Origin of the sequence: Rhodococcus sp. IEGM 1372 (assembly GCF_030056835.1) — a bacterium.
Lineage (GTDB): Bacteria > Actinomycetota > Actinomycetes > Mycobacteriales > Mycobacteriaceae > Rhodococcoides.
Window position 1 is genome coordinate 162,198 of record NZ_JASHKS010000002.1, and the last position, 24,131, is coordinate 186,328.

A 24,131-nucleotide genomic window follows, 5' to 3' on the forward strand; every position below is an offset into this window, starting at 1 on the left:
CTCACACTCGTGCGGCCGCGAGCCCCAGGTTGCTCAACACCTCACGCGTCGCGCGCGCGAAGTTCAGGGTGATGAAGTGCAATCCGGGCGCGCCCTCGGAGATCAGGCGCTCACCGATGTTCGTGGCGAGTTCGATGCCCACCTCTCGGACGGCGGCGCGGTCCTCTTCCGGACCGGATCCTGCTGCGCGAGTGAACTTCTCGTCCAGGTGCGACGGAAGCGTTGTACCCGAGAGCTCGAGCATCCGGCGAACCGAACGAAGTGAGGTGATGGGCATGATCTCGGGAATGATCGGCTTGGCACCCTGCTCGGCGTCGAACGCACTCACGCGGTCCCGCAGGCGCAGGTAGTCGTCCACATCGAAGAACATCTGTGTGATCGAGTACTCGGCACCCGCCCGCAACTTGCCGACCAGGCACCGGGTGTCCTGCTCGAGGTCGGCGGCGCGGTGGTGACCTTCGGGGAACGACGCCACGCCGACGTGGAAGTCGCCGAGATCACGTACCAGCCGGACGAGCTCCTCGGCGTACTCGACTCCGTCCGGATGCTTCTCCCAGTCGCCGAGTGGATCTCCGGGGGGATCTCCCCGCAATACGAGAATGTTGGTGATGCCGCGGTCAGCGTACGACCCGACCATCGATCGCAGCTCGTCCACACTGTGCGAGACGGCAGTGAGATGCGCCACAGGGAGGAGGGTGGTCTCCTCGGCGATCTGCCCGGTGACACGCACCGTTCGATCGCGGGTGGAGCCGCCTGCGCCGTAGGTCATCGACACGAATGCGGGCTGAAGTTGTTCGAACTCACGAACCGCCCGCCACAGCCTGGCCTCGGCCGCCGCGTCTCGTGGAGGCGAGAACTCCACCGAGAACGGGATCCTGGCCTCGGGTTCTGTCCGTAGTCGGTCGACGATGGACGGTGTACTCGTCACGAATCCTCGACTCGACCGCCCCCTGACGGATTCTTCGCTCACCCGAAGATCATAGGTTGTGCCCCAGCGACGCCCGTGAGGCCTCCCGGACGACAGATGTTCGCTGCACGTCGGCCCATGGTGTGCGCGGCTATTACTGTGGGAACCGGAATCCACGCAATTCACAGCAACCTTGGAGGATCGTCCTGTCCGGAGACTTTTCTTCACCCGTAGCCGACGCCCCCGTCGCCGCGAACGACCCGAAGGCGATGCGTTCGGCGGTCGACGCGACTCTCGCCGAGTTCTTCGCCTCGCGCCGAGGTGTCGTGGACACCGTCGGCGGCGGCTACCCCGATGCGGTGGCCGATCTCGAGGCGTTCGTGCTTCGCGGCGGCAAACGCATGCGCCCCGCGTTCGCTTGGACCGCGTGGCTCGGTGCAGGCGGTGAATCCACCGGTGCCCGCGCCGAGGCAGTGCTGCGGGCGTGTTCGGCGCTGGAACTGATCCAGGCCTGCGCTCTGATCCACGACGACATCATCGACTCGTCCAGCACGCGCCGCGGTTTCCCGACCGTGCACGTCGGCTTCGCCCAGCGGCACCGGGACGCGGGCTGGACCGGCTGTGCGGACCATTTCGGTGAATCGGCAGCGATACTCGTCGGCGATCTCGCTCTGTGCTGGGCCGACGATCTACTGCGCGAGTCGGGTATCGACGCCGATGCCGCGCGGCGAGTCCAGCCGGTGTGGTCGGCGATGCGCACGGAGGTTCTCGGCGGTCAGTTGCTCGACATCGAAGCCGAGGCAGGCACCGACGAGAGCGTTGCGGCGGCAATGCGCGTCAACCGCTACAAGACCGCCGCGTACACCGTCGAGCGGCCGCTTCATCTCGGAGCAGTCCTCGCCGATGCCGACGAGAACCTGATCTCGGCCTACCGCAACTTCGGTGCGGACATCGGAATCGCGTTCCAGCTGCGCGACGACCTCCTCGGCGTGTTCGGCGATCCCGAGGTGACCGGCAAACCGTCCGGCGACGACATCACCGAGGGCAAACGCACCGTCCTGATCGCGCTGGCACTGCAGAAGGCGGACGAGACGAGGCCGGATCACGCAGCCACGATCAGGGCCAGCCTCGGGACCGAACTCGACGCCGACGAAGTGGCCGACATCCGTTCCATTCTCGTCGAACTCGGCGCAGTGGACGCGGTCGAGAAACAGATCGACGACCTCGGGACCCGGGCCGTCGCAGCCCTCGACAACAGTTCGATCGAACCGGTCGCTGCCGCGCACCTGCGCGCCATGGCAACCGCCGCCATCCAACGGCAGTACTGAAAGAGAGCGCCATGTCTTCGATCCGCACGGTCTCCGGCACCACCGACTCCGTCGTCGTCGTGGGAGCCGGATTGTCAGGCCTCGCCGCCGGTCTGCACCTACTGGGAGCGGGCAGGAAAGTCACGCTCGTCGAGCGTGACGAGACCGTGGGCGGCCGCGTCGGGGTGTACCCGGTGTCGGACGCCGACGGATCGCACCTCTACGACATCGACAACGGTGCAAGCGTGTTGACGATGCCGAACCTGGTGCTCGAGGCACTCGCCGCCGTGGGGGCCGACTTCGAATCGACCACGCCGCCGATTCGGCTGACGGCTCTGTCGCCGTCCTATCACACGCGCTACGCCGACGGCACGTCCATCGACGTCTACTCCGATCCCGAAGCCATGGCGGCCGAGGTGGAACGCACCTGCGGCCCCGCCGAGGCGCAGGGATACCGCGAACTGCGACGATGGCTCGCCGACATCTTCGACGCCGAGTTCGACCGCTTCATCGACTCGAACTTCGACTCACCGCTCGATCTCGTGGGATCGAAAGCTGCGATCTCCGACACCGCGACACTGACGAAGCTGGGCGGCTTCGGTCGCCTCGGGCCCCGCGTCGACAAGTTCCTGAAGGACACCCGCCTACGCCGCGTCTTCACGTTCCAGGCGCTCTACGCAGGCATGGCACCCCAGAAGGCCCTGGCGGTCTACGGAGCCATCGCGCACATGGACACCTCCCTCGGAGTGTTCTTCCCCGAAGGCGGTATGGCGGCCATCGCCAAGGCCATGGCCGACGCGTTCGTCACCGCGGGCGGCACGCTCGAACTCGGCACCGAGATCGTCGACATCACCGTCGACCGGGGTCGGGCCGACTCCGTGATCACCGCAGCCGGTGGTCGAATCGCCTGCGACGCACTCGTTCTCACCGCAGACCTGCCCGTAGTCGATCGACTCCTCGACAGGGCGTCGGTGTCGAAGAAAGGCCGACGGAACGGATACGGCGTGGTCTCACCGTCGGCGGTCGTCGCGCACGGAACCGTTCCCGTCGAGCTGACGGAGACGTGGCCCGCCCGCGCTCACCACACCATCGACTTCGGCGACGAATGGGCCGAGACCTTCCGCCGCATCACCGCGCGATCGGGCAAGGGATCGTTGATGGCCGATCCGTCCCTGCTGATCACCCGACCGTCGGTGAGCGATCCCGATCTCGAAGTGGTGCGCGGCGGAGTACGCAGCGAACCGGTGTCGATCCTCGCACCGTGCCCCAATCTCGACAGCGCTCCACTGCCGTGGGGCGAGCTGGCGCAGCCGTATCTGAACGAGATCCTGACGACTCTGGAGGCTCGCGGATACAAGGGTCTGCTCGACGGATTCACGCTCGACCACATCGACACACCCGAGACCTGGGCGCAGAAGGGCATGATCGAGGGTTCTCCGTTCTCGTCCGCCCACGTGTTCAGGCAGACCGGACCGTTCCGACGCAAGAACATGGTCGCCGGGCTCGACAACGTGGTTCTCGCCGGCTCGGGCACGACTCCTGGAGTGGGCGTCCCCACGGTTCTGGTGTCGGGAAAGCTCGCCGCGCAGCGGGTGACAGGGCGCACGGGCCGGTAGGTTCGTTCGATTCACTGCGTCGACCAACTAAGCTGAGCGCGATCGTTTGCCGGTCGCGCTCATTGCTGCGACCATGATCGTTCGGTGATCGGCGAGAACCATCGGCCGACGTACACATCTCGACCCACAACTCGTTGCAGAGGAGGAGCAGGCGGCAATGTCTTCGATCTCGTCGCACTCCACCTCCGAGGATCGATCGTCGGACGGCGGCACCCCACCCTCGGCTGCGCGACGACCGTCCAGACTGACCGCAACCGGCAATTTCCTGCGCAGTCCCGAGGGCAAGGCAGCGATACTCGGTGTGGTCGGTGCCGTCTGCATCGTGTTCGGCGGGTTCGGCGCGGGCAGTGTGCGCCGACGCGATCCGTTGCTCGAGGAGATGCACCTGTCGTGGCTGCGATTCGGTCACGGATTCGTACTCTCCACCATCATCGTCTGGGTCGGCGTACTGCTGATGATCACCGCGTGGGTTCGGCTCGGGCGCGCAACCCTGCACGGCCGCACCACGGTGGGCGAACTGCGCTGGATCGTCCCGGCATGGACCGCTCCGCTACTGCTGTCGGTGCCGATGTTCAGCCGCGATGCGTACTCCTACCTGGCCCAGGGCGCTCTGCTCCGCGACGGATTCGACCCGTATGCCGTTGGCCCCGTTGCCAATCCAGGAGTTCTGCTGGACAACGTCAGCAACGTCTGGACCACCACCACCGCCCCGTACGGCCCGCTGTTCCTGCTGCTCGGTCGCGGAATCACCAGCCTGACCGGCGACAACGTCATCGCCGGGACCATGCTGCTGCGCCTGACGATGCTGCCCGGCCTGGCACTGATGATGTGGGCGGTTCCGCGGCTGGCGAAACACCTCGGCGGCCGCGCGACCACCGCGGTGTGGCTCGCCGTCCTCAACCCTCTCGTCCTGATCCACCTGATCGGCGGAGTGCACAACGAGTTGCTCATGGTGGGCCTGATGACCGCAGGGATCATGCTGACGCTCGAACACCGACACGTGGGCGGCATCGCACTGGTCGCGATCGCGGTGGCGATCAAGGCCACAGCAGGCCTGGCGCTGCCCTTCCTGGTGTGGATCTGGATGCTCCATCTGCGGGAGAAGGCGCGGGCCGAGGGGCGAACCCCGATGCCGCCCGCCCTGGCGTTCGTCAAGACCGCGGGCATCGGAGCCGCCGTCTTCGTTGCTGTGTTCGCCGTGGCGTCGGTGATCGCCGGAGTCGGAATCGGTTGGCTGACCGCGCTTTCCGGATCGGCCAAGATCATCAACTGGCTCTCGCTTCCCACGATCCTGGCTCACCTGGTGACCGTCAGCACGTCGTGGTTCCTCGATCTACGCCTCGGACCCGTTCTCGACGTCACCCGCCTGCTGTGCGCCATCGCGCTGGTCGTCGTGCTAGCGGTCGCCTGGTGGTTGGGCCGCAGATCCGAACGCGACGCGGTCAAGGGCATTCTGATCGCCCTGGTCGCCACCGTCGTCCTCTCCCCCGCGGCCCTGCCCTGGTACTACTCGTGGCCACTGGCTGTCGCCGCAGGCTTCGCACTCTCGCGCACCACCCTGATGATCCTGACGGGTCTGTCGACGTGGCTGATGCTCGTCTTCCAACCCGACGGATCGATCGGCCTCTACACCCTCGGACACGTCGCACTGGCGGTCTTCGCCGCGGTCGTCGCAGCTCTGTCTCTGACGCGCGTCGATCCGCTGCGTCTACGATCGGACCGATCCAGGCAACACCGTGCCGTGCCGAACGCACCCAAGACCCCAGCAACGGAACCGACCGGAGACGAATCCACGTCATGAAGGCTCGCGTGATGAAAGAACTGGACGGGATCGATCCGGAGCTGCACGAGGCATACCGCATCTGTCGCGAACTCAACGCCCAGCACGGCAAGACGTATTTCCTCGCCACTCGCCTGCTCCCCACCGACAAGCGCGCAGGCGTGCATGCGTTGTACGGGTTCGCCCGGATGGTCGACGACATCGTGGACCTCGAGGGCACCGACATCTCCGTGGGATCTGACGAACTCAATGCCAGACGCATCGTCGAACTCGACGTGATCGAGTCCCGGGTGCGCGACGCCTTGGCCGGAAAACCGTTGTCCGAGAGCGTGTCCGATCGAGTGTTGAGCGCGTTGTGCGACGCCGTGGGGCGCTACGACATTCCGCACGACTATTTCTACGCGTTCATGCACTCGATGCGGATGGACATTCCGGGGAGTCCGATGTTCGTCTCGCGCTACCGGACGATGGAGCAGCTGCGCGAGTACATGTACGGCTCCGCTGCGGTCATCGGACTGCAGATGTTGCCGATCCTGGGAACCGTCGTCGAGCGGTCGGAGGCCGAGCCTCCCGCCGCAGCCCTCGGCGAGGCGTTCCAGCTCACCAACTTCATCCGAGACATGGGTGAGGACCTCGATCGCGACCGCATCTACCTACCCACCGACGAACTCGCGGCGTTCGGTGTCGACGAAGAACTGCTCCGGTGGTGCCGCACCACGGGAAATGTCGACGCCAGGGTGACCAGGGCCCTCGCGCACCTGATCGCCGTCACCCGCTCGATCTACCGCACGTCCGACGCGGGAATCGAGATGCTGGATCCGCGAGTGCGACCGTCGATGCGCACGGCATCGATCCTGTACGGCCGCATACTCGCAGAGGTCGAGTCACAGGGCTACCGCGTGCTCTCGCAACGCGCGACGGTGCCGCAGTGGACCCGAGCTCGCATCGCGCTTCCGCAGTTCGCCGTCACCGGCTTCAAGCGCGCAACGATTCGCTAGAAGGCCATTGCCTGAGCTCGCCTGATCACTTCGCGCATCAGGTCGCCGTGCAGAGCAGCGACGGGTGCACCGGGCAAGCTCTCGTCCTCGGTGAACAGCCACCGCAGGATTTCCTCGTCCTCGTAACCGCCGTCGTGCAGCACGGCCAGCAGACCCGGCAGGCCCTTGACGATGGTGCCCTTGTCGGTGTCGAGGAACTGCTCGGGAACACCGGGCACACGCGAACGCTTCAGCGCCAGCAGCTGCCGATCTCGAATCAGCTGCTCGACGCGGGTCTTGGGAACGTCGAGAATCTTCGCGACGTCGGCGAACTGCAGCACGGACACCGACGGATCGAGCACGTCGTCGGCATAGGGAATGGCACTCACGCAGGTAACGTTAACGGGTCCGGCATCCAGACATCAAAAGCGTGACAGTCGGCCCAGCAGGACGAACACACGAGCCACGATCGTCGGTCGGCATCTCCTGCACCGATACGATCGACTTCAGCATCCGGCGTCGAACGCCGGAAGACCAGTGGACGACGAGGGGAGGTTCGGTGATACCGGGTTCGATGCTCGATCGTCGATACCGAATAGACGCACCGATCGCGCGCGGCGGTATGTCGACGGTCTACCGCGGACTCGACACCAGGCTCGACCGCCCCGTGGCGGTGAAGATCATGGACCCGAAGTTCGCCGAGGACCCACAGTTCGTCCAGCGCTTCGAGTTCGAGGCACGGGCAGTGGCCAAGCTCAGTCACCCGGGCCTCGTCGCCGTCTACGACCACGGTCGAGACGGCGAACACGCCTTCCTCGTCATGGAACTCGTCGAGGGAGGAACTCTGCGTGAGCTGCTGCGCGAGCGTGGACCGATGCCTCCGCATGCTGCAGCGGCCGTCATCCGGCCGGTCCTCGACGCACTCGCCGTCGCCCACCGAGCCGGTCTGGTGCACCGCGACATCAAGCCCGAGAACATCCTGATCAGCGACGACGGTGACGTGAAGATCGCGGACTTCGGACTCGTCCGAGCCATAGCGGCCTCCACCGTGACGTCGAGCAGTGTGATTCTGGGCACCGCCGCGTACCTGTCTCCCGAGCAGGTCACCACCGGTTCCGCGTCCGCGAGCAGCGATGTCTACGGCGTCGGTGTCGTGTTGTTCGAGCTGCTGACCGGACGCACGCCGTTCACCGGCGACACCTCGCTGTCCATCGCCTACCAGCGCATCGACAACGACGTACCGCTCCCCTCCACCCTCATCGCAGGCGTCCCCCCGCAGTTCGACGAGGTGGTCCAGCGTGCCACCGTCCGCGCCCCGGAACACCGGTACCGCAATGCCGACGACATGGCCCGGGCCCTGCGCGCGGCCGCGTCGGCGCTGGCGCTGCCCGAGTACCGAGTGCCGGCACCCAAGCGCTCGGCCGAGCACCTGAGCTCGGCCGCAGCCGGAGCACCGACGACGGTCGCGGGCAACCGTCCGCCGTCCGCTCGCACCCAGGTCGTGGACACTTCGCCGCCGCCATCTCCGCAACACGGGGTGCAGCACACCAGGGTGGTCACCTCGCCCACAGCGCGGGGCATCGACGACGGCCAGGACATCGCCGAGGTGCCGCCCGCCGGACCACCCCCGACCGGCAGGCGGCACTACGAGTTCCCCGATTTCGACGCCGACCGCCAGCGCTCGCGCCGAGCGATCGTCATCTGGCTCCTCGTCGTCGCCCTGCTCGCGGTGTTGGTCGGCTTCGGCGGATGGTGGATGGGCTCGGGTCGCTACACCGCAGTCCCGATGGTGGACGGGCTCGACACCACCGGTGCCACCAGTGCCGTGGAAGCCGCCGGTCTCGAAGCCGCGGTGCGCGGAACCTACTCCGACTCGGTGGACACCGACCTTCTCATCGGCACCGACCCCACCGGCGGATCGCGAATCGCCAAGGGCGACACGGTGTCTCTGTTGGTGTCACTGGGACGCCCCACCGTTCCCTCGATCGACACGAGCGCATCCGTCGACGACATGGAGCAGCAACTGCGAGACCGAACGTTCACGCCCGTCGACGGCGGCGAGGCCTTCAGCACGTCCGCTCCGATCGGCGGCGTCGCAGCCCTGGACCCGCCGCCCGGCACCGTACTGACCACGGGAAGCTCGGTCACGGTGCTGCGCAGCAAGGGGGCACCGCCGGTCGAGGTACCCGACGTACGCGGGCAGAGCGTCGACCAGGCCAGGACAACGCTGGAATCGGTGGGCATCACCGTCGGCGAGGTTCGGGAGACCTTCGACGAGGACACCGACGGCGGCAGGGCGATAGGGACGACGCCGGAGGCCGGGCAGACGGTGCGATCCGGGACCACCGCTGCGCTCGAGGTGTCCAACGCCGTCACCGTGCCGTCGCTGCTGGGTCGCTCGGTCGGCTCGGCCCGGACCGCTGTCGAGACGTTGGGCCTGACGATCGACGTGCGTCAGGTGGTGGACACCGACGGGTCGCTGATCATCACCCAGAGCCCCGGAGCCGGTTCTCGGGTGGAACCGGGCTCCGAGGTCATGGTCGTCTCGCTACCCTGATCAGTCGCGGAGCATCTCGGCGACCAGGAATGCCAGTTCGATGCTCTGCTGCGTGTTCAGACGCGGGTCGCAGGCGGTCTCGTACCGGCCGGCGAGGTCCAGGTCCGAGATGTCCTGGGCACCGCCGAGGCACTCGGTGACGTTGTCGCCGGTCAGTTCGACGTGAATTCCGCCCGGATGCGTTCCGAGGCCGTTGTGCACCTCGAAGAATCCCTGGACCTCGTCGACGATGCGGTCGAAGTGGCGCGTCTTGTAGCCGGTCGAGGCCTCGTGAGTGTTGCCGTGCATCGGATCGCACTGCCAGATGACCTGGTGGCCGGTGGCCTGAACCTTCTCGATGATGGCGGGCAGGATGTCGCGAACCTTGCCGTTGCCCATGCGTGAGATCAGCGTCAGACGTCCCGGCTTGTTGGTCGGGTCGAGGCGCTCGACGTACTCGACGGCCATCTCGGGCGTGGTCGTGGGCCCGATCTTGAGACCGATCGGGTTGGAGATCAGCTCGGCCAGCGCGATGTGCGCCCCGTCGAGCTGGCGGGTGCGGTCGCCGATCCACAGGAAGTGCGCGGACAGGTCGTACAGCTTGGGGTGATCGTCGGTGTTGTCCAGGCGCAGCATCGCACGCTCGTAGTCGAGAACGAGCGCTTCGTGGCTGGCGAAGATCTGCGCGGTGTGCAGGTTCGGGTCGGAGACGCCGCAGGCATCCATGAAGCGCAGGCCGCGATCGATCTCCCCCGCGAGCGCCTCGTAGCGCGCACCGGCGGGCGACTGGGCGACGAACTCGCGGTTCCAGTCGTGCACCTTGTGCAGATCCGCCATCCCTGCACCGGTGAGTGCGCGGACCAGGTTCATCGCCGCGCTGGCATTGGCGTACGCGCGCACCAGTCGTGACGGATCGTGGCCGCGGACGCTCTCGTCGGCGACGAGCGAGTTGATCATGTCGCCGCGGTAGGACTGCAGACCGAGCGCGTCGATGTTCGACGACCGCGGCTTGGCGTACTGACCGGCGATACGGGCGACCTTGACCACCGGCATGCTCGCGCCGTAGGTGAGCACCACAGCCATCTGCAGCAGCGTGCGGATGTTGCCCTTGATGTGCGGCTCGGTGTTGTCGACGAACGTCTCGGCGCAATCGCCACCCTGCAGCAGGAAGGCCTCGCCTCGGGCGACGGCCGCGAGCTTGTCCGACAACGCCTCCACCTCACCGGCGACGGTGATCGGTGGCACGCTCTCGAGCACCTTGCGCATGTCGGCAGCATGCTCGGGATCCCACTGCGGTTGCTGCGCAGCCGGCTTGGCCAACGCATCGTCCAATCGAGAGCGCAGCGTCGGCGACAACGGCGGCAGGTCGGGCAAGCGATCGATGGGTACGTCGACAGTCCAGTTCACGGCTACAGGATATTCGCACCGCCGAAGCCGCAGGACAACGGGTGTTCACCCGCGGTGCGAGTACTCCTCGATCGTCTGGAACTTCGCCAGATTGTGCCGCGCGTCGGCCAAGGCATCGTGAGCGTCGTCGGGCACCGACGGCAGCTCGGGACTGCCGCGATCCTCCCAGTGCTGGCGCAGCTCGCGGGTGAACCGCGGCAGCGAACGCGGCAACTCGGTCATCGAGCCCCACAGCTGGCAGAGCGCGACGTGGTCGTACGCCGCCACCCACGCCCACAGTTCGACCTCGGCACCGTAGTGCGGAACGAGAAATTCGAGCAGTTCGTCCCGGATTCGCGACCTGCTCATCCACAGCGGCGACGAGTACGGTGGCAGCTTGGGAAGCACGTTGCGTCGAACCCAGCGGCCGGCGCGCTCGGGGTCGAACTCGGAGGACACCGCATAGAACTCGCGGCCGTCCTCCGACACCACACCGATCGAGACCAACTCGATTGTGCGACCATCCTCGATGAACTCTGTGTCGTAGAAGTAGCGCACGCGGCTCACCCTAGCGCGTCCCCGACACGTCCCCCCACGTGCCGGTAGCCCCGATCCGAACAGCCCTGAAAGGCAACGCCAGTGACTCCGCCCGACACCAACCGTCCGGTCGCCGAAGCATCGGAGCCGGCGGCGCCGACGCGACGCCGGTGGCCGAGTTGGGCGGTGGCGTCGAGCAGGGTTCTCGTCCTGATCGGTGCTCTCGTCGGCGTGCTGTTCCATCTCAACGGCTTTCCGGGGTTGCGTGAGCTCGGCGAGCACTACCGACTCGATCTGGACGTGTATCGACTCGGCGGTCAGGTGTTCGCCGAGGGCGGGGATCTCTACGGTCAACTGCCGCCGATCGCGACCGGTACGACGCTGCCGTTCACCTATCCCCCGATCGCCGCGGCGATCTTCAGCCCGCTGTCGTCGGTGTCGCTGTACGCCGCCTCGATCGCGGTCACCGTGCTGTCCATGCTCTTACTGCTGGTGACCGTGGTGGCGACCCTCACCTCGCTCGGACTGCGTCCTCGCACGCTCGTGTGGTGGACTGCCGGAGCAGTCTTCGCCGTGGCCGTGCTGCTTCTCGAGCCGGTCACCTCGACGCTGAACTACGGGCAGATCAACATCGTGCTGATGGCGTTCGTTGCACTGGACTGCCTGCCGAAGAAGACGCCGTGGCCCCGAGGTGTGCTGATCGGACTCGTGGCTGCCGTCAAGCTCACCCCCGCGGTGTTCGTATTGTTCTTCTTGTTGCGCAAGGACTTTCGAGCCGCTGTGGTTTCGGTCCTGAGCTTTGCGGTGTTCACCGCGGTCGGTTTCGCGCTGACGTGGTCGGACTCGGTGAAGTACTGGACCGAGACGATCGTCGATTCCGACCGAATCGGCGGTCCGGCCTACCCGCCCAACCAGTCGATCACCGGAGTGCTCGCGCGGCTCGGGCTGGACGAACTGCCTCGGTCGATCCTGTGGCTCGCGTTGTCGGTGGTGGTCCTTGCCATCGCGGCGATAGCGATGCGAAAGGCGTTCTCCGCGGGCGAGACTGCTCTCGCCCTGACGATCAACGCCATGTTCGGTCTGCTGGTGTCGCCGGTCTCCTGGTCACACCACTGGGTGTGGGCCATCCCGTTCACCGTGGTGCTCGCCGTCCTCGGCTACCGACGCCGCAGTGCGCTGTTGGCAACTCTGGTGGCCGTCGGGCTGGCGTTGATGGTCTACCCGCCGCACTGGAAGCTCGGCGAGGGCCGTTGGAGCGGTCTCGGTTGGCCGCTCGTGGATCAGTTCGCGGCCTCGGGATACGTGTGGTGGGCGCTCGCGTCGATCATCGCGGTGGCCGCGGTCGGCTGGACCGACCGGGCCGATACGACAGTCGACACCCGCTCCGCAGTCTGATCACGGAGCGGGCCGAGCAGATTCAGCTCGCCTTGGAATCCGGGATGCGCTGCGCGGTCGGACCCGACTCCGCCTCGGGTGCAGCCTTCTTCAGCGATGCGGCGTACACGTCCACGTACTCCTGACCGGAGAGCAACATCAGGTCGTACATCACTTCGTCGGTCACCGCACGCTCGACGAAACGGTTGCCTGCCATGCCCTCGAAGCGCGAGAAGTCGATGGGCTTGCCGATCCGGATGGTGACCTTCGCCGGACGCCACACGCGCGAACCGATCGGGTTCATCTTCTCGGTACCGATCATCGCGACCGGAATCACCTGAACTCCGGTCTGCAGTGCCAGACGCGCCATCCCGGTCTTGCCCTTGTACAACCGCGCGTCGGGTGACCGAGTGCCCTCGGGGTAGATACCGAGAACCTTGCCTGCTTCGATCACACGCACGCCTGCGTTGAGTGCGTCCTGTGCCGCGTCGGCTCCGGTGCGATCGATCGGCACCTGCCCGACGGCGGTGAAGAACCATTTCTGGAACTTGCCCTTGAGTCCCGGTCCGGTGAAGTACTCGCTCTTGGCGAGGAAGGTGATGCGTCGAGGCGTCTTGAGCGGAAGGTAGAAAGAATCGAGAACGGCCTTGTGGTTGCTGGCCAGAATGACCGGCCCCTCCGTCGGGATGTTCTCCGCACCCTCGATCGTGGGCCGACCCAGGGCGATGAGAAGGGGGCCGACGAAAATGTACTTAACCAGCCAGTACCACATTGACATGCTCCCTGATGATGGTCGGGAAATCGTTTGGTGCCGCCTCGCCCTGAAGCGAATCGACTGCGGCCGTGCGTCCTCGAACCGTGCCGCGTAGTGAACTGTACCCACGGTTTATGACACCAGCCACATCATCGCCGACACCAGGACCGAGGTCACAGAAAGCAGTCGAAGAACCGTCAGCGAACGCCGGTGACGAACTGCGCCCGGGCCAACTCCGCGGCCCCGATCATGCCTGCTGCCTCACCGAGTTGAGTACTGCGAATACGCGCCAGGGGGCGATGCCCCGCACCGGTCACCAGCTCCGCGTACTTGTCGGTCGCGCGAGCGAGGAACTGACTCGACGACGTCGCCACTCCACCGGCCAGCACGATCAGATCGGGGTCGTACACGTCGCTGACCATCGAGAGCCCGACGCCGAGCCACTGCGCGAAGTCCTCCATCGTGCGGCGGGCGATCGAGTCACCCTCGTGCGCGGCACTGGCGATTCGGCGGCCGGTCAACGAACCCGGGTCGAGGAACACCTCACGTGCCAGCGTCGTCGAGGACGCCGGGTCCGCCGCCAGCAACTCGACTGCGGTGTCCACCAGAGCGGTGCCGCTGCAGTACCGCTCCCAACAACCGCGCTTGCCGCAGGGGCACGCACGGCCGTCCGGCACGACCTGGATGTGACCGAGTTCCGGTGCCACACCGTGGCTACCCCGATAGATCCTGCCGTCGATCAACAGGGCCGCGCCGATTCCGGTGCCGATGGCCACCATCACCACGTTGCGCCCCCCGGACGCCGCACCGAAGCGATACTCGGCCCACGCCGCAGAATTGGCGTCGTGCTCGAGCAACACCGGCAGACCGATGCGCATGCTCATCTCGGTCGCCACAGGGGTGTTCACCCACGGCAGATGTGGGGCGAAGAGAACCGTCGTGCGATCGGAGTCGATGAACCCGGCGACGGCGAGCCCGACGGCCGCGATGTCGTGTCGCCCGGCCAGCTCCTGCACGGCCCGATCGAGACCGCGTTCGAGCGCACGCGCAGTGTGCGGAGTGGGAGCGGCCGTCGAATCGAGGACTTGCCCGTCCTCGTCGACGACGGACGCGCGCAGGCTCGTCCCGCCCACGTCGATTCCTACCGTCAGTCGCTGGTGGTGGCGCTTCATTCGTTCATGCCTTCCTCGCCCGTCCCCCGCGCGGGCTGCACCCGAGTCGCTCCGATCACGGACGCTCCTGCTCGTCCGAACGCGAATTCTTCACTCGAACGGTAATCGGAACGAACGAAGCGGGACGATCGCCCTGAAGTTTCGTGTCGATCGACACGTCCGCGACCTCCGCGGGGTCCGAGGGGACACCGGCACTACCGGACCCGGGCTCGGGCGCAGTCCCCGGTGGCGGCGAGGTCGGCGGAGCCTGCGCTGCGGAGTGCGTCGCCCCGGAGGTCGTGTGATCGGCCAGCAACTGACGCAACAGCGCGATCACCACGGCGCTCTCGGAGGCCACGAGCTCGACGAGATCGTGGCGCTCCCCGCGCACCAGTGCCGCGAGAGCGCAAACCGGACACCAACTGCATCCCTGGCGGTCACGATCCTGCTGCGTCTCGGCGACGCGACGCAGGATCGGCTCGAGTCGCGTCAGCACGGTCTCGGCCAGGGCCAGCAGGTCCGCCCCAAGCTCGGAGTGGTCCGAGGTCATCGCGACACCCCGGCCGTCGGGGTTGGCGGAGTCACAGCGGCCACACGTCGGGGTTCGGACGAAAACGCACCACCAGGCACGGTCCGTCGAGTTCGGCGGAGTCGGCCACGCACCGACGCAGCACCGACGCCAATCTGATGCGCCGTCGCCTCCCGTCGGCACTCACTATCAAGTCGTCCTCCACTCGCCCCAGGCCCAAGGTCGTCGAATCCACCACCGGCAGCAGCATTCTCATCGCGTACACGGATTCGAGTCCGCCACCCGACTCGAGCACGACCGAAGGCTGCTCACCCCAGCCCGGCGCGCGCCGTTCGAGGGAGTCCGGTTCGAGGCGATCGGCAACATCTTGCAAGGGCCCCAACCCTACCGGTTCACCGGGAGCCTGCTCCACCTCCACGATCGGCACGGTACCGATGCGTCGGCGCAGCTCGGCGACCGCGTCGAGCTGCGCCGCCCGCCACCTCTCGAACCAGAACACGGCCGGATGAGCGCCCACCAGACCGACCGACGATGCGTTGAGCTTCGGCAGGATTCTGTTGACCAGCACACGATCGATTCTGATTCCGAGCAGAGCAGCTGCCGACAGAGTTCGTTCCGCGTCGACGATCGAGAGCTGTTCGGCGGTGACGACCACGGTCGCCCCGGTACGGTCGGCGTCGGTGATCAGGGACCGGACGGAGTCGATCTGCGCAAGGATTCGCTCGATCATCGCCACCACGAGAGTGAGCCGCACATCGGAACCGGTGCCGGCGACCATCCGAGCGTGCAGAGGCCAGATCCGCTCGACGTATGCGGCGACGGTGTCGGGCAACTGCAGGGTACGTAAGGCATCCGCCGATGCGGGAAGGTCGACTATCACTGTGTCCCAGCGATTCTCGTCGGCAAGACGGCTGATCTCGTGCATGCCGAGCAGCTCTTCTATTCCCGGGAGACCGAGCAGCTCCTCCGGTTCGATCGCCCCGAAGCTCACCCCGTGCTCGTGTCCCGCGGACGCCACGGCCAACAGTGAGCCCAATCCCCGGTACCGGGCTTCGAGCAGCCTCAACGTATCGATCTCGAGGATGTCGAGGCCGGGTGCGATCGAACGAACACCGGACGCATCCTCGACCTCGGCGTCCCCCTTGAATGCATCGGCGAGCGAGTGAGCCTGGTCGACGGACGCGATCAGAACCCGTTCGCCGGCCTGGGCGAGTCGTAGCCCCGACGCAGCCGCCAGCGTCGTCTTACCCGCACCACCTTTGCCGAGGAACAGCAACACCGTGGTGCGGGCTTCGGTGCGAGCTTCGCTCAGCCTTCGACCCGCTTCTTCAATTCCTTGAGTGCAGTGTCGGTGATGACCTTTTCTGCCTTGCGCTTGAACAGACCGATCATCGGAATGTTCAGATCCACGGTGAGCTCGTACGTCACGTCGGTGCCGCTGCGGGTCTCCTTCAACGTGTACGAGCCGTTCTGCGATTTCTGCATTTCGCCCGATACGAGGTTCCAGGAGACCGAATTGCCGTCGGCTGCCCAGTCGTATTCGAGCTCGTAGGTGTCTTTCACCATCCCGGCGTCGAGCACGAACTTGACCCGCTTGCCGCGGCCGTCCGCACCGACCTCGAGGACCTCGACGGATTTCGCGGCCGACACCCACGTGGGGTACGCGTCGAAATCGGCGATGACGTCCATGACCCGGCTCGATGGAGCTTCGACGACGATCGACCTCTGGGTTTTCTCCGCCATGACTACTGGTCCGCTTCCTCTCGGGTACTTCGATCAGCTCGGTTCGCTTCGGTGCCGCAGAACTCGCGCAGGCCTATCTCACACGATCGATCCGCGGACGCACAATGCGAACCGGCCGACCGTACCGCGCGGTTCATTCGCGAGCTGAAGTCGACGCTACGTGGTGGGGTGCTTCACCTGCAGACCGACCGGCCTCGAGCTCTCGCTTGAGCTCGAACGTCATCGCACGTCCGGCCACCCGCCGGGCATGCTGGTGCGCTGCCACGTCGGCGTCCGCGGCGGGTTCGGCGTGCAGGAAGTAATGGACGATCACCCCGTCCAGCGCAGGCTCGAGCCACAGCTCCATCGTTCCGACCACACCGCCGCGCACTGCCCAGCGGATCCCCTTCTCACCCCGGTCCTCGGTGATCGTCAGGTTCAGATCCGGCCACCATCGACGCCACCGCGCAGGCGACGCGAACGCCTGCGCCACCCGCACGCCGGGGGCGGCCACGAATGTCTGATCCGCAACTTGAATACTGCTCATCGACAGAGCTTCACACATCGGGTCGGGGGCCGTGCGCGTCGAGGCGTATTTCGACGCCGGGAGCCCGGGTCTAGAGTATCTGTGAAGCCGAGCTATCGACTTTCGTTCTCCCCAAGTTCTATCCGGAGGTAATCCCGTGCGCGAGTTCACCGTCGCCGCCAAATACGCCATCGCGGACACCGACTCGGCTGTCGATACCGTCTTCGCTCGCGCCCGCACCTCGCCCGACGCGGTGGTGTTCCGACGCACAGTGGACGGACAATGGATCGACGTCACCGCCGCCGAGTTCGAGCGCCTGGTGGTGGGGGTGGCACGGGGTCTGATCGCCGCAGGCATCGAGCAGGGCGATCGGGTCGCACTGATGTCGTCGACGCGATTCGAGTGGTCGGTAGTGGACTACGCGATCTGGGCCGCGGGCGGTGTGACGGTGCCGATCTACGAGACGTCCTCGGCCGGTCAGGTCGAATGGATCCTCGAAGACGCCGAGCCGGTCCTGCTGATTCTCGAGAACGACGCGCATGTGCAGGAGACGAAGTCCGTTGTGGCAGCAGCCCCGTCGGTCCGACAGACGTTCGTCATCGCGAACTCGGCGGGCACCGACGCAGTGCAGGCACTGCTCGACGGTGGTGCCGAAGTCGCCGAAGACGAGGTGCACCTACGGGTTTCGAAACTCGTCTCGTCCGACCCGGCAACCCTGATCTACACCTCGGGAACCACCGGTCGGCCCAAGGGCGTCCAGCTGACCCACGCCAATCTGCTCGCCGAGTCACTCGGGATTCGTGAGACGTCGCTGAAATCGCTGATGACACAGGGCCGCAGCACGCTGATGTTCCTTCCGCTCGCACACGTCCTGGCACGCGCAGTGTCCATCGCGTCGTTCGACGCCGGGGTCACCATCGGCCACACCAGCGACATCCCCAATCTCGTCGCGACGTTCGGCACGTTCCAACCGGACTTCATCCTGTCGGTTCCGCGAGTGTTCGAGAAGGTCTTCAACACCGCCAAGCAGAAGGCGCACGCCGACGGCAAGGGAAAGATCTTCGACCTCGCCACCGAATGCGCAGTGGCATGGAGTGAAGCGCAGGATACCGGAGGTCCGGGAATCGTGTTGCGCGCCAAGCACACCGTGTTCGACAAGTTGGTGTACGGCAAACTGCGAGCAGCGCTCGGCGGCAAGTGCGAACTCGCGATCTCCGGCGGAGCGCCCCTCGGTTCCCGGCTCGGCCACTTCTACCGGGGCATCGGTGTGACGATCTACGAGGGCTACGGACTGACCGAAACCACGGCAGCGTTCGCGGTCAACACCATCGGATTCCAACGCGTGGGCAGCGTCGGGCGTCCACTGCCCGGCAACACCGTGCGCATCGCCGAGGACGGAGAGATCCAACTCCGCGGACCGGTGGTGTTCGACGGCTACTGGCGCAACGAGACCGCCACCGCCGAGTCGCTGGACGAAGGCTGGTTCCGCACCGGTGATCTCGGTTCCGTGGACGACGACGGCTACATCACGATCTCGGGACGCAAGAAAGAACTGATCGTCACCGCAGGCGGCAAGAACGTCTCACCCGCCGGGTTGGAAGACCACCTGCGGGCGGGTGCACTGATCAGCCAGGCCGTCGTCGTGGGCGATCAGAAGCCCTTCATCGGCGCGCTCATCACCCTCGATCCGGACGCGTTCGATCGCTGGAAGTCCGCACACGGCAAGGCCGCCGACGCCACCGCGGCGGATCTGCAGACGGACCCCGAACTCGTCGCGGAGATCGACGCCGCCGTCGCCGACGCGAACAAGTCCGTCTCGCATGCGGAGTCCATCAAGAAGTATCGACTTCTCCCCCACGACTTCTCGGAGGAGAACGGCGAGCTCACTCCCACGATGAAGCTCAAGCGCAACGTCATCACCAAGTCGTACGCCGACGAGATCGAGTCGATCTACTCCCGTTGAGCCGTACTGCCTAGATCAACGAACGCAGCTTCTCGGTCAGCACGTCCCAGCGCCATTCCGCGTCCACCCAGGCGCGGCCGGCGTTGCCCATCTGCGTCGCCAGCGTGCGATCGGACAGGATTCGCACGATCGCGTCGGTGGTGTCCGAGACGGACGTGCCGTCGACGACGAGGCCGGTCTTGTTGTGCTGCACCGCTTCCGGCGCACCCCCGGACATGCCGGCGACTACGGGTACACCACAGGAAGACGCCTCGAGGTAGACGATGCCGAGACCTTCGACATCGAGACCGGCACCTCGGGTTCGGCTCGGCATCGCGAACACGTCGGCGATCGTGTGGTGGGCGCCGAGCTCCGCCGACGGCACGGTACCGGTGAACACCACGTGTTGCTCCATGCCGGTGGATCGGACGAGCTCGCGCAGAGTCTTCTCGTACGGCCCGCCGCCGACGATCACCAGAATCGCTCCGTCGACGGCCCGGCGGATCCCCGGGAGCGCCCGGATCAGGACATCCTGACCCTTGCGCGGAACCAGCCGGGACAGGCACAGAACGGTGGGGCGATCACCGAGGCCGTAGCGGGCACGAAGTTCCGCTCGCGCTGCGTCGTCGGGCACGAAGCGATCGGTATCGACACCGGGCGGCAGATGTTCGAGGGCGGCGGTCCGCCCGAACGCCGAACTGAATCGCCCCCGGGTGTACTTGCTGACGTAGGTCACCACATCGGTGTTCTCGCCGATCGTGCGCAGGGTCGCCCGCCCGCCCGGCACCATCGACCATCCGACCTCGTGACCGTGTGTGCTCGCCACGATGCGATCGGCCCCGGCCTTGCGCAGGTACGACGACATCACTGCCAACGGAGCCGACGCACCGAACCACACCGAATCGCAGCCTCGGGACTTCAGGATTCGAGCCGCACGACGCGCGACGAGCGGAGTCGGCAACATCAGGGTCGTCGGATGCCGGATCACCTCGAAAGGCTGCCTGGCATCGAACTTCTCGTGCGAGTCGCCGCGCCAGCGGGGGGCGTAGACCACCAGCTCGTCGGCCGGCAGCTGCGAGGCGAAGCTGTGCAAGTAGGACTGAATACCACCCGGGCGAGGAGGAAAGTCGTTCGTCACGAGCAGGGTACGACGCATGGCGTCAACCGTAGCGCCCCGTCTCAGCGGGCCTGGCGAGCCACCCAGTCACCCCACGAGGACACGAACTGTGCCCGGTCGAGTCCCAGCACAGACTCGAATGCAGAATCGGTGGGGCTCTCGGACGCGAGCGCTTCGTACAGGGAACGCAGGGTCGACTCCCCGAACCGGTCGGCCACGAATGCGAACACCGACCAGGCCGATTCGTAGGCCACACTCGACCGGGCACCACCGGCACCGAAGTCCTCGTTCTTCGGCAGCACCGTCGGCGGCCCACCCGCCGCCACGATCGCCGCGAGAGTGGGTGCGAGTTGCGCGAACTCGGCACCGGACCCTCGATACCCGGAATAGTCGGCGAACCCCTCCGACACCCACAACTCCGTACCGTCGGACGTCCTCGCCCTCGCCGCCACATGTGTCAACTCGTGCCGCAGAACCGAGCGCACGGTGAACGGCGTCAACCTCGACGCGGCGTCGGGACCGAACACCACCCGCTGACCCGTCGGACGGGAGCCGTCGGCCGCCACCGCGTCGGACACCGTCACCGCAGCCACGTCGGTGGACGGATCGGACCCCGTCAGTTCGGCGAACTCCTCCGCCGAGGATGCGACGAAAATCAGCCCGTCGCGCGCCCAGTCGTCTCCCCAGAAGTCGGCCACGGCCGCGATTGCCGACGGAAGTTCGGCCGTAAGGTTCTCCACGAACGCATCGCGGTCCGGATGACCCATGACCACAGATGTCCCGGCTTCAGTGGCCACCGAACGCACGGTGAGAGGGCCGAAGTCCCACGGCCCACGCCAGGTCTGGCGTCGATACTCGGTCAGATCCGCGTCGTCGACCAACCGCCATCGACCGTCCCGCTCGGCGACGACGAGTGAGACCGGCCGACGCGTCGGCGATGCGTCCGGGCCGGTGATCGCGTATCGCAGATACACCGCGGGTGCCCAGACATCGGTGGAATCGAGCGCCGCTGCGATCGACGGCGGCACCGGGGTCTCGGGCTCGTCGCCCAGGTCGTAGCCGAACTCCGCGAAGGGGACGCCGGGTACCACTGCTGCCCGGCGCAGCTGCGCTTCGACGAAGCCGGGGTCGGCCTGCGGATCCATCACATCGCGCAGTGCGTCGAGATCACCGGAACGAACCGCGCGCGCCCACTGGTCGAGGAGGACGGTCACATCGGCGCGGCGCTGCTGATCGTAGGTCGGCGGGTCCTGGCCGACGGTGACCTCGGCGGTCCCGGCCGTGGGCGGGCCGTCGAATCGGTGAATCAGGACGACCGAGACGGCGACCACCACGACGACCACGACGACAAGCCAGCGCCGCCATGACGATCGGAGGATGACGTGCAACCCGGATGGTCGGTTCGAGGTGGTCATGCCGCCACTCGTCGATCGTCGAGACACGACCTCAGTATCGACGCGCCCCGTAGTACGGGAACGATGCCATCGACTGCACCTTCACGGGCACACCGAATGTGGAGGCATGCAGCACGTTGCCGTTTCCGGCATAAATTCCGACGTGTGAGATGTCCGGATAGAACAGAACGACGTCACCGGGCTGCAGATCCTTCTGATCCACCGGAGTTCCGCCCGCCGCCTGCGCCTGACTCGATCGCGGCAGCGTCTTGCCCACCTGCTTGTACGCCCACACGACCAACCCGGAGCAGTCGAAGCCATCCGGACCGGTTGCGCCCCAGACGTACGGCTTGCCGATCTGCGTGAGGCCGGCCTGCAGCGCACTGGCTCCCGATCCCGGCGTCAGGTTCTGCAGAATCGAGGACGGGTCGAACCCGTCGGGCAGGGTCGAACCGGCCAGAGACAGTTGCTCCGAGGACGAGAGCGCACTGTAGGCGGCCATGACCTCGGCTATCTGTCCCTGCAGCTCACTCTGCTTGGCCTGGAGATCGTCGCTGACGGCCTTGGCCTGCTCTGCGGCGACGCGTGCCTGTTCGGCGGCCGTCGTCGCGGCCTGCTCGGCCGTCTCTGCATCCGAGCTGGCCTGCTTGAATCGGGCGACCTGGTCGGCGGTCTCCGCCGAGATCACGTCCAGCGCCGACATCTGGTCGAGCAACTGCTGTGGTGAGTCGCTGACCATGACGGCGAACAGTCGGTTGGTCCGCGCGCCCTGGTAGTTGACGTTGGCGACCTTGTCCATGGCCGGTTTGAGCTGCTCCAACTGCGCCTGCGCTGCGTCCACGGCGGCACGGCTCTGGTCGACGAGGGCCTGAGCGTCGAGTTGCTGCTGGGTCTTGGCGTCAAGATCGATCTGAGCATCGTGCAGAGATTCGGTGGTCTGCTCGGACTGGCGAGAGAGCTCGGCGAGTTCGGTCTGCGCGTCGGATGCCGAACCGAATCCCGGCTGCGCGGTTGCCGTCGTCGTCGGCACCACGGCGATGCATGCGGTCAGCGCGAGCGCAACCACCGAGTTTCGGGCCGTACGCAACGCTCGGGTAGATCTCGATATCGCCACGGAAAGCGACTCTCCGTCCTCACAGATGTTGCCTCGACCGAGGCAACGGTTGGAAAAGTAGTCCGAAAACGAACCATACCCATGCTCTTACGGGCGCGGACGTGAACACGGTCCGAAATCGACGGGGGTTCGAGGTGACAGGTCACAAAATAAACATCGACCAGGTCTCGATCAGATTACGAACTGGATCCTTCCCTGTCCACCGAACCGGCGTGTCGCGCAGTCCGTGTCCGGATACGCCGACAGGGCCGAGCCGATGAACGGCTCGACCCTGTCGGTCGGTTCACAACGAACGTCGATCGCTCGAGTCAGTAACGGCGAGCACCGTCGAACGGCATCGAGTCGAGCGGGGCAACCTTGACCGGCACGCCGGACGTGGATGCGTGCACGACATTGCCGTTGCCGACGTAGATGCCCGAGTGCGAGCCGTCGTAGAACGAGACGACGTCGCCGGGGGCGAGGCTGTCGCGCGAGACCGGAGTGCCTGCGGCGGCCTGGTCGTAGCTCGTACGAGGCAAGCTGACGCCGGCCTGCTTGTACGCCCACTGGACGAGGCCCGAGCAGTCGAACGAATCCGGACCCGAAGCGCCGTACACGTACGGTGCTCCGATCTTGGATTCTGCGGCCTGAACGGCCTTCGCAGCCGGGGTGACCTGCGGTGCCAACGGCGCACCCGGCGCGGGCACACCCGGAAGGTTGAGGGGAGGAAGGCCCGGGATGTCAGGAATCTCGAAGGTTCCGACGCCGGGAATGGTGAGGGGGGCCGCCATTGCGGGTGCAGCGGGAAGAACGACCACGCCTGCCGTGAGCGCTCCGGCTACGAGGACTCGCCGCAATGTTCGGTTGGAAAGTTGTGACGCCACGAAAGATGGTGCTCCGTTTCTTCCTATCGTCCGCCGACCGAGTTAGCTGACGGGTTCGGGCTGGGAAGAGCAGCCCTACCCACCGGCCACCATGTGGTGGCTCAGCGGGATTCACCCCAGTAGATATCGGGTTCCCGGTACGAACACTCTCGCGAGTGAACGATTAGGCGGTGACTTGCGACGCCACTCCGGTTTGGACTGGCGAGACTCCGCAAGGTCTCAGGAAGGTTACGAAATGGCATACCCCCGTGTCGACCCCAACTCGCCGAGGAGAGCGAATTCGGCTCGATTCTCGCTAGCCGGCGCGCTGATCCCCCGGTGTGTCACGAGTCGATAACAAAGGAACCTCGGCGATGTCGTCGTCGTTCACCACGAGCTTGAGAGTGGGCACGAGACCGACATCGGCGAGCACCCCCATGGCACCGAGTTCCTCCTGCTCGAGAGTGATACGAGACGGCGGACCGACCCGCCGTCCGTCCGACCCGGACGGCATCCCCGGAGCCCCCAGAAGCACCGTCACGACGCAGTCCGCGCAGGCGATGTCACGGACCAGGCAGTCACTGCAATCGATGATCATTGTGATCCTTGTCTCTTTACGG

At 66.1% G+C, this 24,131-nt stretch carries 22 protein-coding genes and 1 riboswitch; of the genes, 7 read left to right on the forward strand and 15 right to left on the reverse strand.

Annotation, left to right across the window (positions count from 1 at the left end; all coding sequences use genetic code 11):
* Nucleotide 1 precedes the first annotated feature (1 nt).
* Nucleotides 2-928 carry a methylenetetrahydrofolate reductase [NAD(P)H] gene (gene metF / locus QM590_RS03230; RefSeq protein WP_269593991.1) on the reverse strand — a complete coding sequence of 309 codons (927 nt, stop codon included), beginning with the start codon at nucleotides 926-928 and terminating at the stop codon, nucleotides 2-4.
* A gap of 248 nt (nucleotides 929-1,176) precedes the next feature.
* Between metF and QM590_RS03235 the strand changes: the two genes are divergently transcribed.
* The 4 genes from QM590_RS03235 to QM590_RS03250 all read left to right on the forward strand — a co-directional run bounded on the left by QM590_RS03235 (nucleotide 1,177) and on the right by QM590_RS03250 (nucleotide 6,608).
* Nucleotides 1,177-2,235, forward strand: coding sequence for a polyprenyl synthetase family protein (locus tag QM590_RS03235; RefSeq protein WP_068052016.1), 1,059 nt, complete (start codon nucleotides 1,177-1,179; stop codon nucleotides 2,233-2,235).
* Nucleotides 2,236-2,246: 11 nt separating this feature from the next.
* The gene (gene crtI, locus QM590_RS03240) at nucleotides 2,247-3,830 is read left to right on the forward strand and encodes a phytoene desaturase family protein (protein WP_269593887.1); all 1,584 of its coding nucleotides are present in this window, start codon (nucleotides 2,247-2,249) and stop codon (nucleotides 3,828-3,830) included.
* A gap of 157 nt (nucleotides 3,831-3,987) precedes the next feature.
* On the forward strand, nucleotides 3,988-5,631 hold the full coding sequence (locus QM590_RS03245; protein WP_269593886.1) for an alpha-(1->6)-mannopyranosyltransferase A: 1,644 nt from the start codon (nucleotides 3,988-3,990) through the stop codon (nucleotides 5,629-5,631).
* An 11-nt stretch (nucleotides 5,632-5,642) separates the two neighbouring features.
* Entirely contained in the window at nucleotides 5,643-6,608 is a 966-nt protein-coding gene (locus QM590_RS03250; protein WP_269593990.1) for a phytoene/squalene synthase family protein, read from the forward strand.
* Here QM590_RS03250 and QM590_RS03255 read toward each other — a convergent pair.
* Nucleotides 6,605-6,976 (reverse strand): Rv2175c family DNA-binding protein, encoded by a 372-nt coding sequence (locus QM590_RS03255; RefSeq protein WP_068052028.1) that lies wholly within the window; start codon nucleotides 6,974-6,976, stop codon nucleotides 6,605-6,607. The genes QM590_RS03250 and QM590_RS03255 overlap by 4 nt on opposite strands.
* 185 nt (nucleotides 6,977-7,161) lie before the next feature.
* Here QM590_RS03255 and pknB point away from each other — a divergent pair, with 185 nt between their 5' ends.
* Complete coding sequence (gene pknB, locus QM590_RS03260) at nucleotides 7,162-9,144, forward strand: Stk1 family PASTA domain-containing Ser/Thr kinase (protein WP_269593989.1); 1,983 nt, start codon at nucleotides 7,162-7,164, stop codon at nucleotides 9,142-9,144.
* Here the strand turns inward: pknB and QM590_RS03265 are convergent, their stop codons facing one another.
* On the reverse strand, nucleotides 9,145-10,530 hold the full coding sequence (locus QM590_RS03265) for a class II 3-deoxy-7-phosphoheptulonate synthase (protein ID WP_032394396.1): 1,386 nt from the start codon (nucleotides 10,528-10,530) through the stop codon (nucleotides 9,145-9,147).
* Between the two features lie 45 nt (nucleotides 10,531-10,575).
* The gene (locus QM590_RS03270) at nucleotides 10,576-11,067 is read right to left on the reverse strand and encodes a polyadenylate-specific 3'-exoribonuclease AS (protein ID WP_094688468.1); all 492 of its coding nucleotides are present in this window, start codon (nucleotides 11,065-11,067) and stop codon (nucleotides 10,576-10,578) included.
* Between the two features lie 81 nt (nucleotides 11,068-11,148).
* On the opposite strand from QM590_RS03270, the gene QM590_RS03275 reads away from it, so the two are divergent.
* Nucleotides 11,149-12,441 (forward strand): glycosyltransferase 87 family protein, encoded by a 1,293-nt coding sequence (locus tag QM590_RS03275; RefSeq protein ID WP_394855420.1) that lies wholly within the window; start codon nucleotides 11,149-11,151, stop codon nucleotides 12,439-12,441.
* A gap of 22 nt (nucleotides 12,442-12,463) precedes the next feature.
* Here the strand turns inward: QM590_RS03275 and QM590_RS03280 are convergent, their stop codons facing one another.
* The 6 genes from QM590_RS03280 to QM590_RS03305 form a co-directional block, all read right to left on the reverse strand.
* Complete coding sequence (locus QM590_RS03280) at nucleotides 12,464-13,192, reverse strand: lysophospholipid acyltransferase family protein (RefSeq protein ID WP_068052034.1); 729 nt, start codon at nucleotides 13,190-13,192, stop codon at nucleotides 12,464-12,466.
* 179 nt (nucleotides 13,193-13,371) lie between these two features.
* On the reverse strand, nucleotides 13,372-14,346 hold the full coding sequence (locus QM590_RS03285) for an ROK family protein (RefSeq protein WP_037192841.1): 975 nt from the start codon (nucleotides 14,344-14,346) through the stop codon (nucleotides 13,372-13,374).
* 55 nt (nucleotides 14,347-14,401) lie between these two features.
* Nucleotides 14,402-14,875 (reverse strand): hypothetical protein, encoded by a 474-nt coding sequence (locus tag QM590_RS03290; protein ID WP_094669861.1) that lies wholly within the window; start codon nucleotides 14,873-14,875, stop codon nucleotides 14,402-14,404.
* Between the two features lie 31 nt (nucleotides 14,876-14,906).
* Complete coding sequence (locus tag QM590_RS03295; protein WP_082898940.1) at nucleotides 14,907-16,133, reverse strand: ArsA family ATPase; 1,227 nt, start codon at nucleotides 16,131-16,133, stop codon at nucleotides 14,907-14,909.
* 29 nt (nucleotides 16,134-16,162) lie between these two features.
* A complete protein-coding gene (locus QM590_RS03300) occupies nucleotides 16,163-16,597 on the reverse strand; it encodes an SRPBCC family protein (RefSeq protein ID WP_269593885.1) in 435 nt (144 codons plus the stop codon).
* Nucleotides 16,598-16,730: 133 nt separating this feature from the next.
* Nucleotides 16,731-17,123 carry a polyketide cyclase / dehydrase and lipid transport gene (locus tag QM590_RS03305; RefSeq protein WP_082898941.1) on the reverse strand — a complete coding sequence of 131 codons (393 nt, stop codon included), beginning with the start codon at nucleotides 17,121-17,123 and terminating at the stop codon, nucleotides 16,731-16,733.
* Between the two features lie 136 nt (nucleotides 17,124-17,259).
* On the opposite strand from QM590_RS03305, the gene QM590_RS03310 reads away from it, so the two are divergent.
* A complete protein-coding gene (locus tag QM590_RS03310) occupies nucleotides 17,260-19,065 on the forward strand; it encodes an AMP-dependent synthetase/ligase (RefSeq protein ID WP_269593884.1) in 1,806 nt (601 codons plus the stop codon).
* A 10-nt stretch (nucleotides 19,066-19,075) separates the two neighbouring features.
* Here QM590_RS03310 and QM590_RS03315 read toward each other — a convergent pair whose 3' ends face one another.
* The 5 genes from QM590_RS03315 to QM590_RS03335 form a co-directional block, all read right to left on the reverse strand.
* Complete coding sequence (locus QM590_RS03315; RefSeq protein ID WP_269593883.1) at nucleotides 19,076-20,200, reverse strand: glycosyltransferase family 4 protein; 1,125 nt, start codon at nucleotides 20,198-20,200, stop codon at nucleotides 19,076-19,078.
* Nucleotides 20,201-20,223: 23 nt separating this feature from the next.
* On the reverse strand, nucleotides 20,224-21,576 hold the full coding sequence (locus QM590_RS03320) for a hypothetical protein (protein WP_269593882.1): 1,353 nt from the start codon (nucleotides 21,574-21,576) through the stop codon (nucleotides 20,224-20,226).
* Nucleotides 21,577-21,607: 31 nt separating this feature from the next.
* A complete protein-coding gene (locus tag QM590_RS03325) occupies nucleotides 21,608-22,669 on the reverse strand; it encodes a C40 family peptidase (protein WP_394855421.1) in 1,062 nt (353 codons plus the stop codon).
* A 308-nt stretch (nucleotides 22,670-22,977) separates the two neighbouring features.
* A complete protein-coding gene (locus tag QM590_RS03330; protein ID WP_068052083.1) occupies nucleotides 22,978-23,532 on the reverse strand; it encodes a C40 family peptidase in 555 nt (184 codons plus the stop codon).
* Nucleotides 23,533-23,548: 16 nt separating this feature from the next.
* Nucleotides 23,549-23,712: riboswitch (cyclic di-AMP (ydaO/yuaA leader) on the reverse strand.
* Nucleotides 23,713-23,827: 115 nt separating this feature from the next.
* The gene (locus QM590_RS03335) at nucleotides 23,828-24,109 is read right to left on the reverse strand and encodes a hypothetical protein (protein ID WP_068052086.1); all 282 of its coding nucleotides are present in this window, start codon (nucleotides 24,107-24,109) and stop codon (nucleotides 23,828-23,830) included.
* Nucleotides 24,110-24,131 lie beyond the last annotated feature (22 nt).

What these genes read in the sequence shown, in the direction of transcription:
- QM590_RS03235 (WP_068052016.1), top strand. Translation starts at nt 1,177, where the DNA reads ATGCGTTCGGCGGTCGACGCGACTCTCGCCGAGTTCTTCGCCTCGCGC.
- crtI (WP_269593887.1), top strand. Translation starts at nt 2,247, where the DNA reads ATGTCTTCGATCCGCACGGTCTCCGGCACCACCGACTCCGTCGTCGTC.
- QM590_RS03245 (WP_269593886.1), top strand. Translation starts at nt 3,988, where the DNA reads ATGTCTTCGATCTCGTCGCACTCCACCTCCGAGGATCGATCGTCGGAC.
- QM590_RS03250 (WP_269593990.1), top strand. Translation starts at nt 5,643, where the DNA reads ATGAAAGAACTGGACGGGATCGATCCGGAGCTGCACGAGGCATACCGC.
- pknB (WP_269593989.1), top strand. Translation starts at nt 7,162, where the DNA reads ATGCTCGATCGTCGATACCGAATAGACGCACCGATCGCGCGCGGCGGT.
- QM590_RS03280 (WP_068052034.1), bottom strand. Translation starts at nt 13,192, where the DNA reads ATGTGGTACTGGCTGGTTAAGTACATTTTCGTCGGCCCCCTTCTCATC.
- QM590_RS03285 (WP_037192841.1), bottom strand. Translation starts at nt 14,346, where the DNA reads ATGAAGCGCCACCACCAGCGACTGACGGTAGGAATCGACGTGGGCGGG.
- QM590_RS03290 (WP_094669861.1), bottom strand. Translation starts at nt 14,875, where the DNA reads ATGACCTCGGACCACTCCGAGCTTGGGGCGGACCTGCTGGCCCTGGCC.
- QM590_RS03300 (WP_269593885.1), bottom strand. Translation starts at nt 16,597, where the DNA reads ATGGCGGAGAAAACCCAGAGGTCGATCGTCGTCGAAGCTCCATCGAGC.
- QM590_RS03305 (WP_082898941.1), bottom strand. Translation starts at nt 17,123, where the DNA reads ATGAGCAGTATTCAAGTTGCGGATCAGACATTCGTGGCCGCCCCCGGC.
- QM590_RS03315 (WP_269593883.1), bottom strand. Translation starts at nt 20,200, where the DNA reads ATGCGTCGTACCCTGCTCGTGACGAACGACTTTCCTCCTCGCCCGGGT.
- QM590_RS03320 (WP_269593882.1), bottom strand. Translation starts at nt 21,576, where the DNA reads ATGACCACCTCGAACCGACCATCCGGGTTGCACGTCATCCTCCGATCG.
- QM590_RS03335 (WP_068052086.1), bottom strand. Translation starts at nt 24,109, where the DNA reads ATGATCATCGATTGCAGTGACTGCCTGGTCCGTGACATCGCCTGCGCG.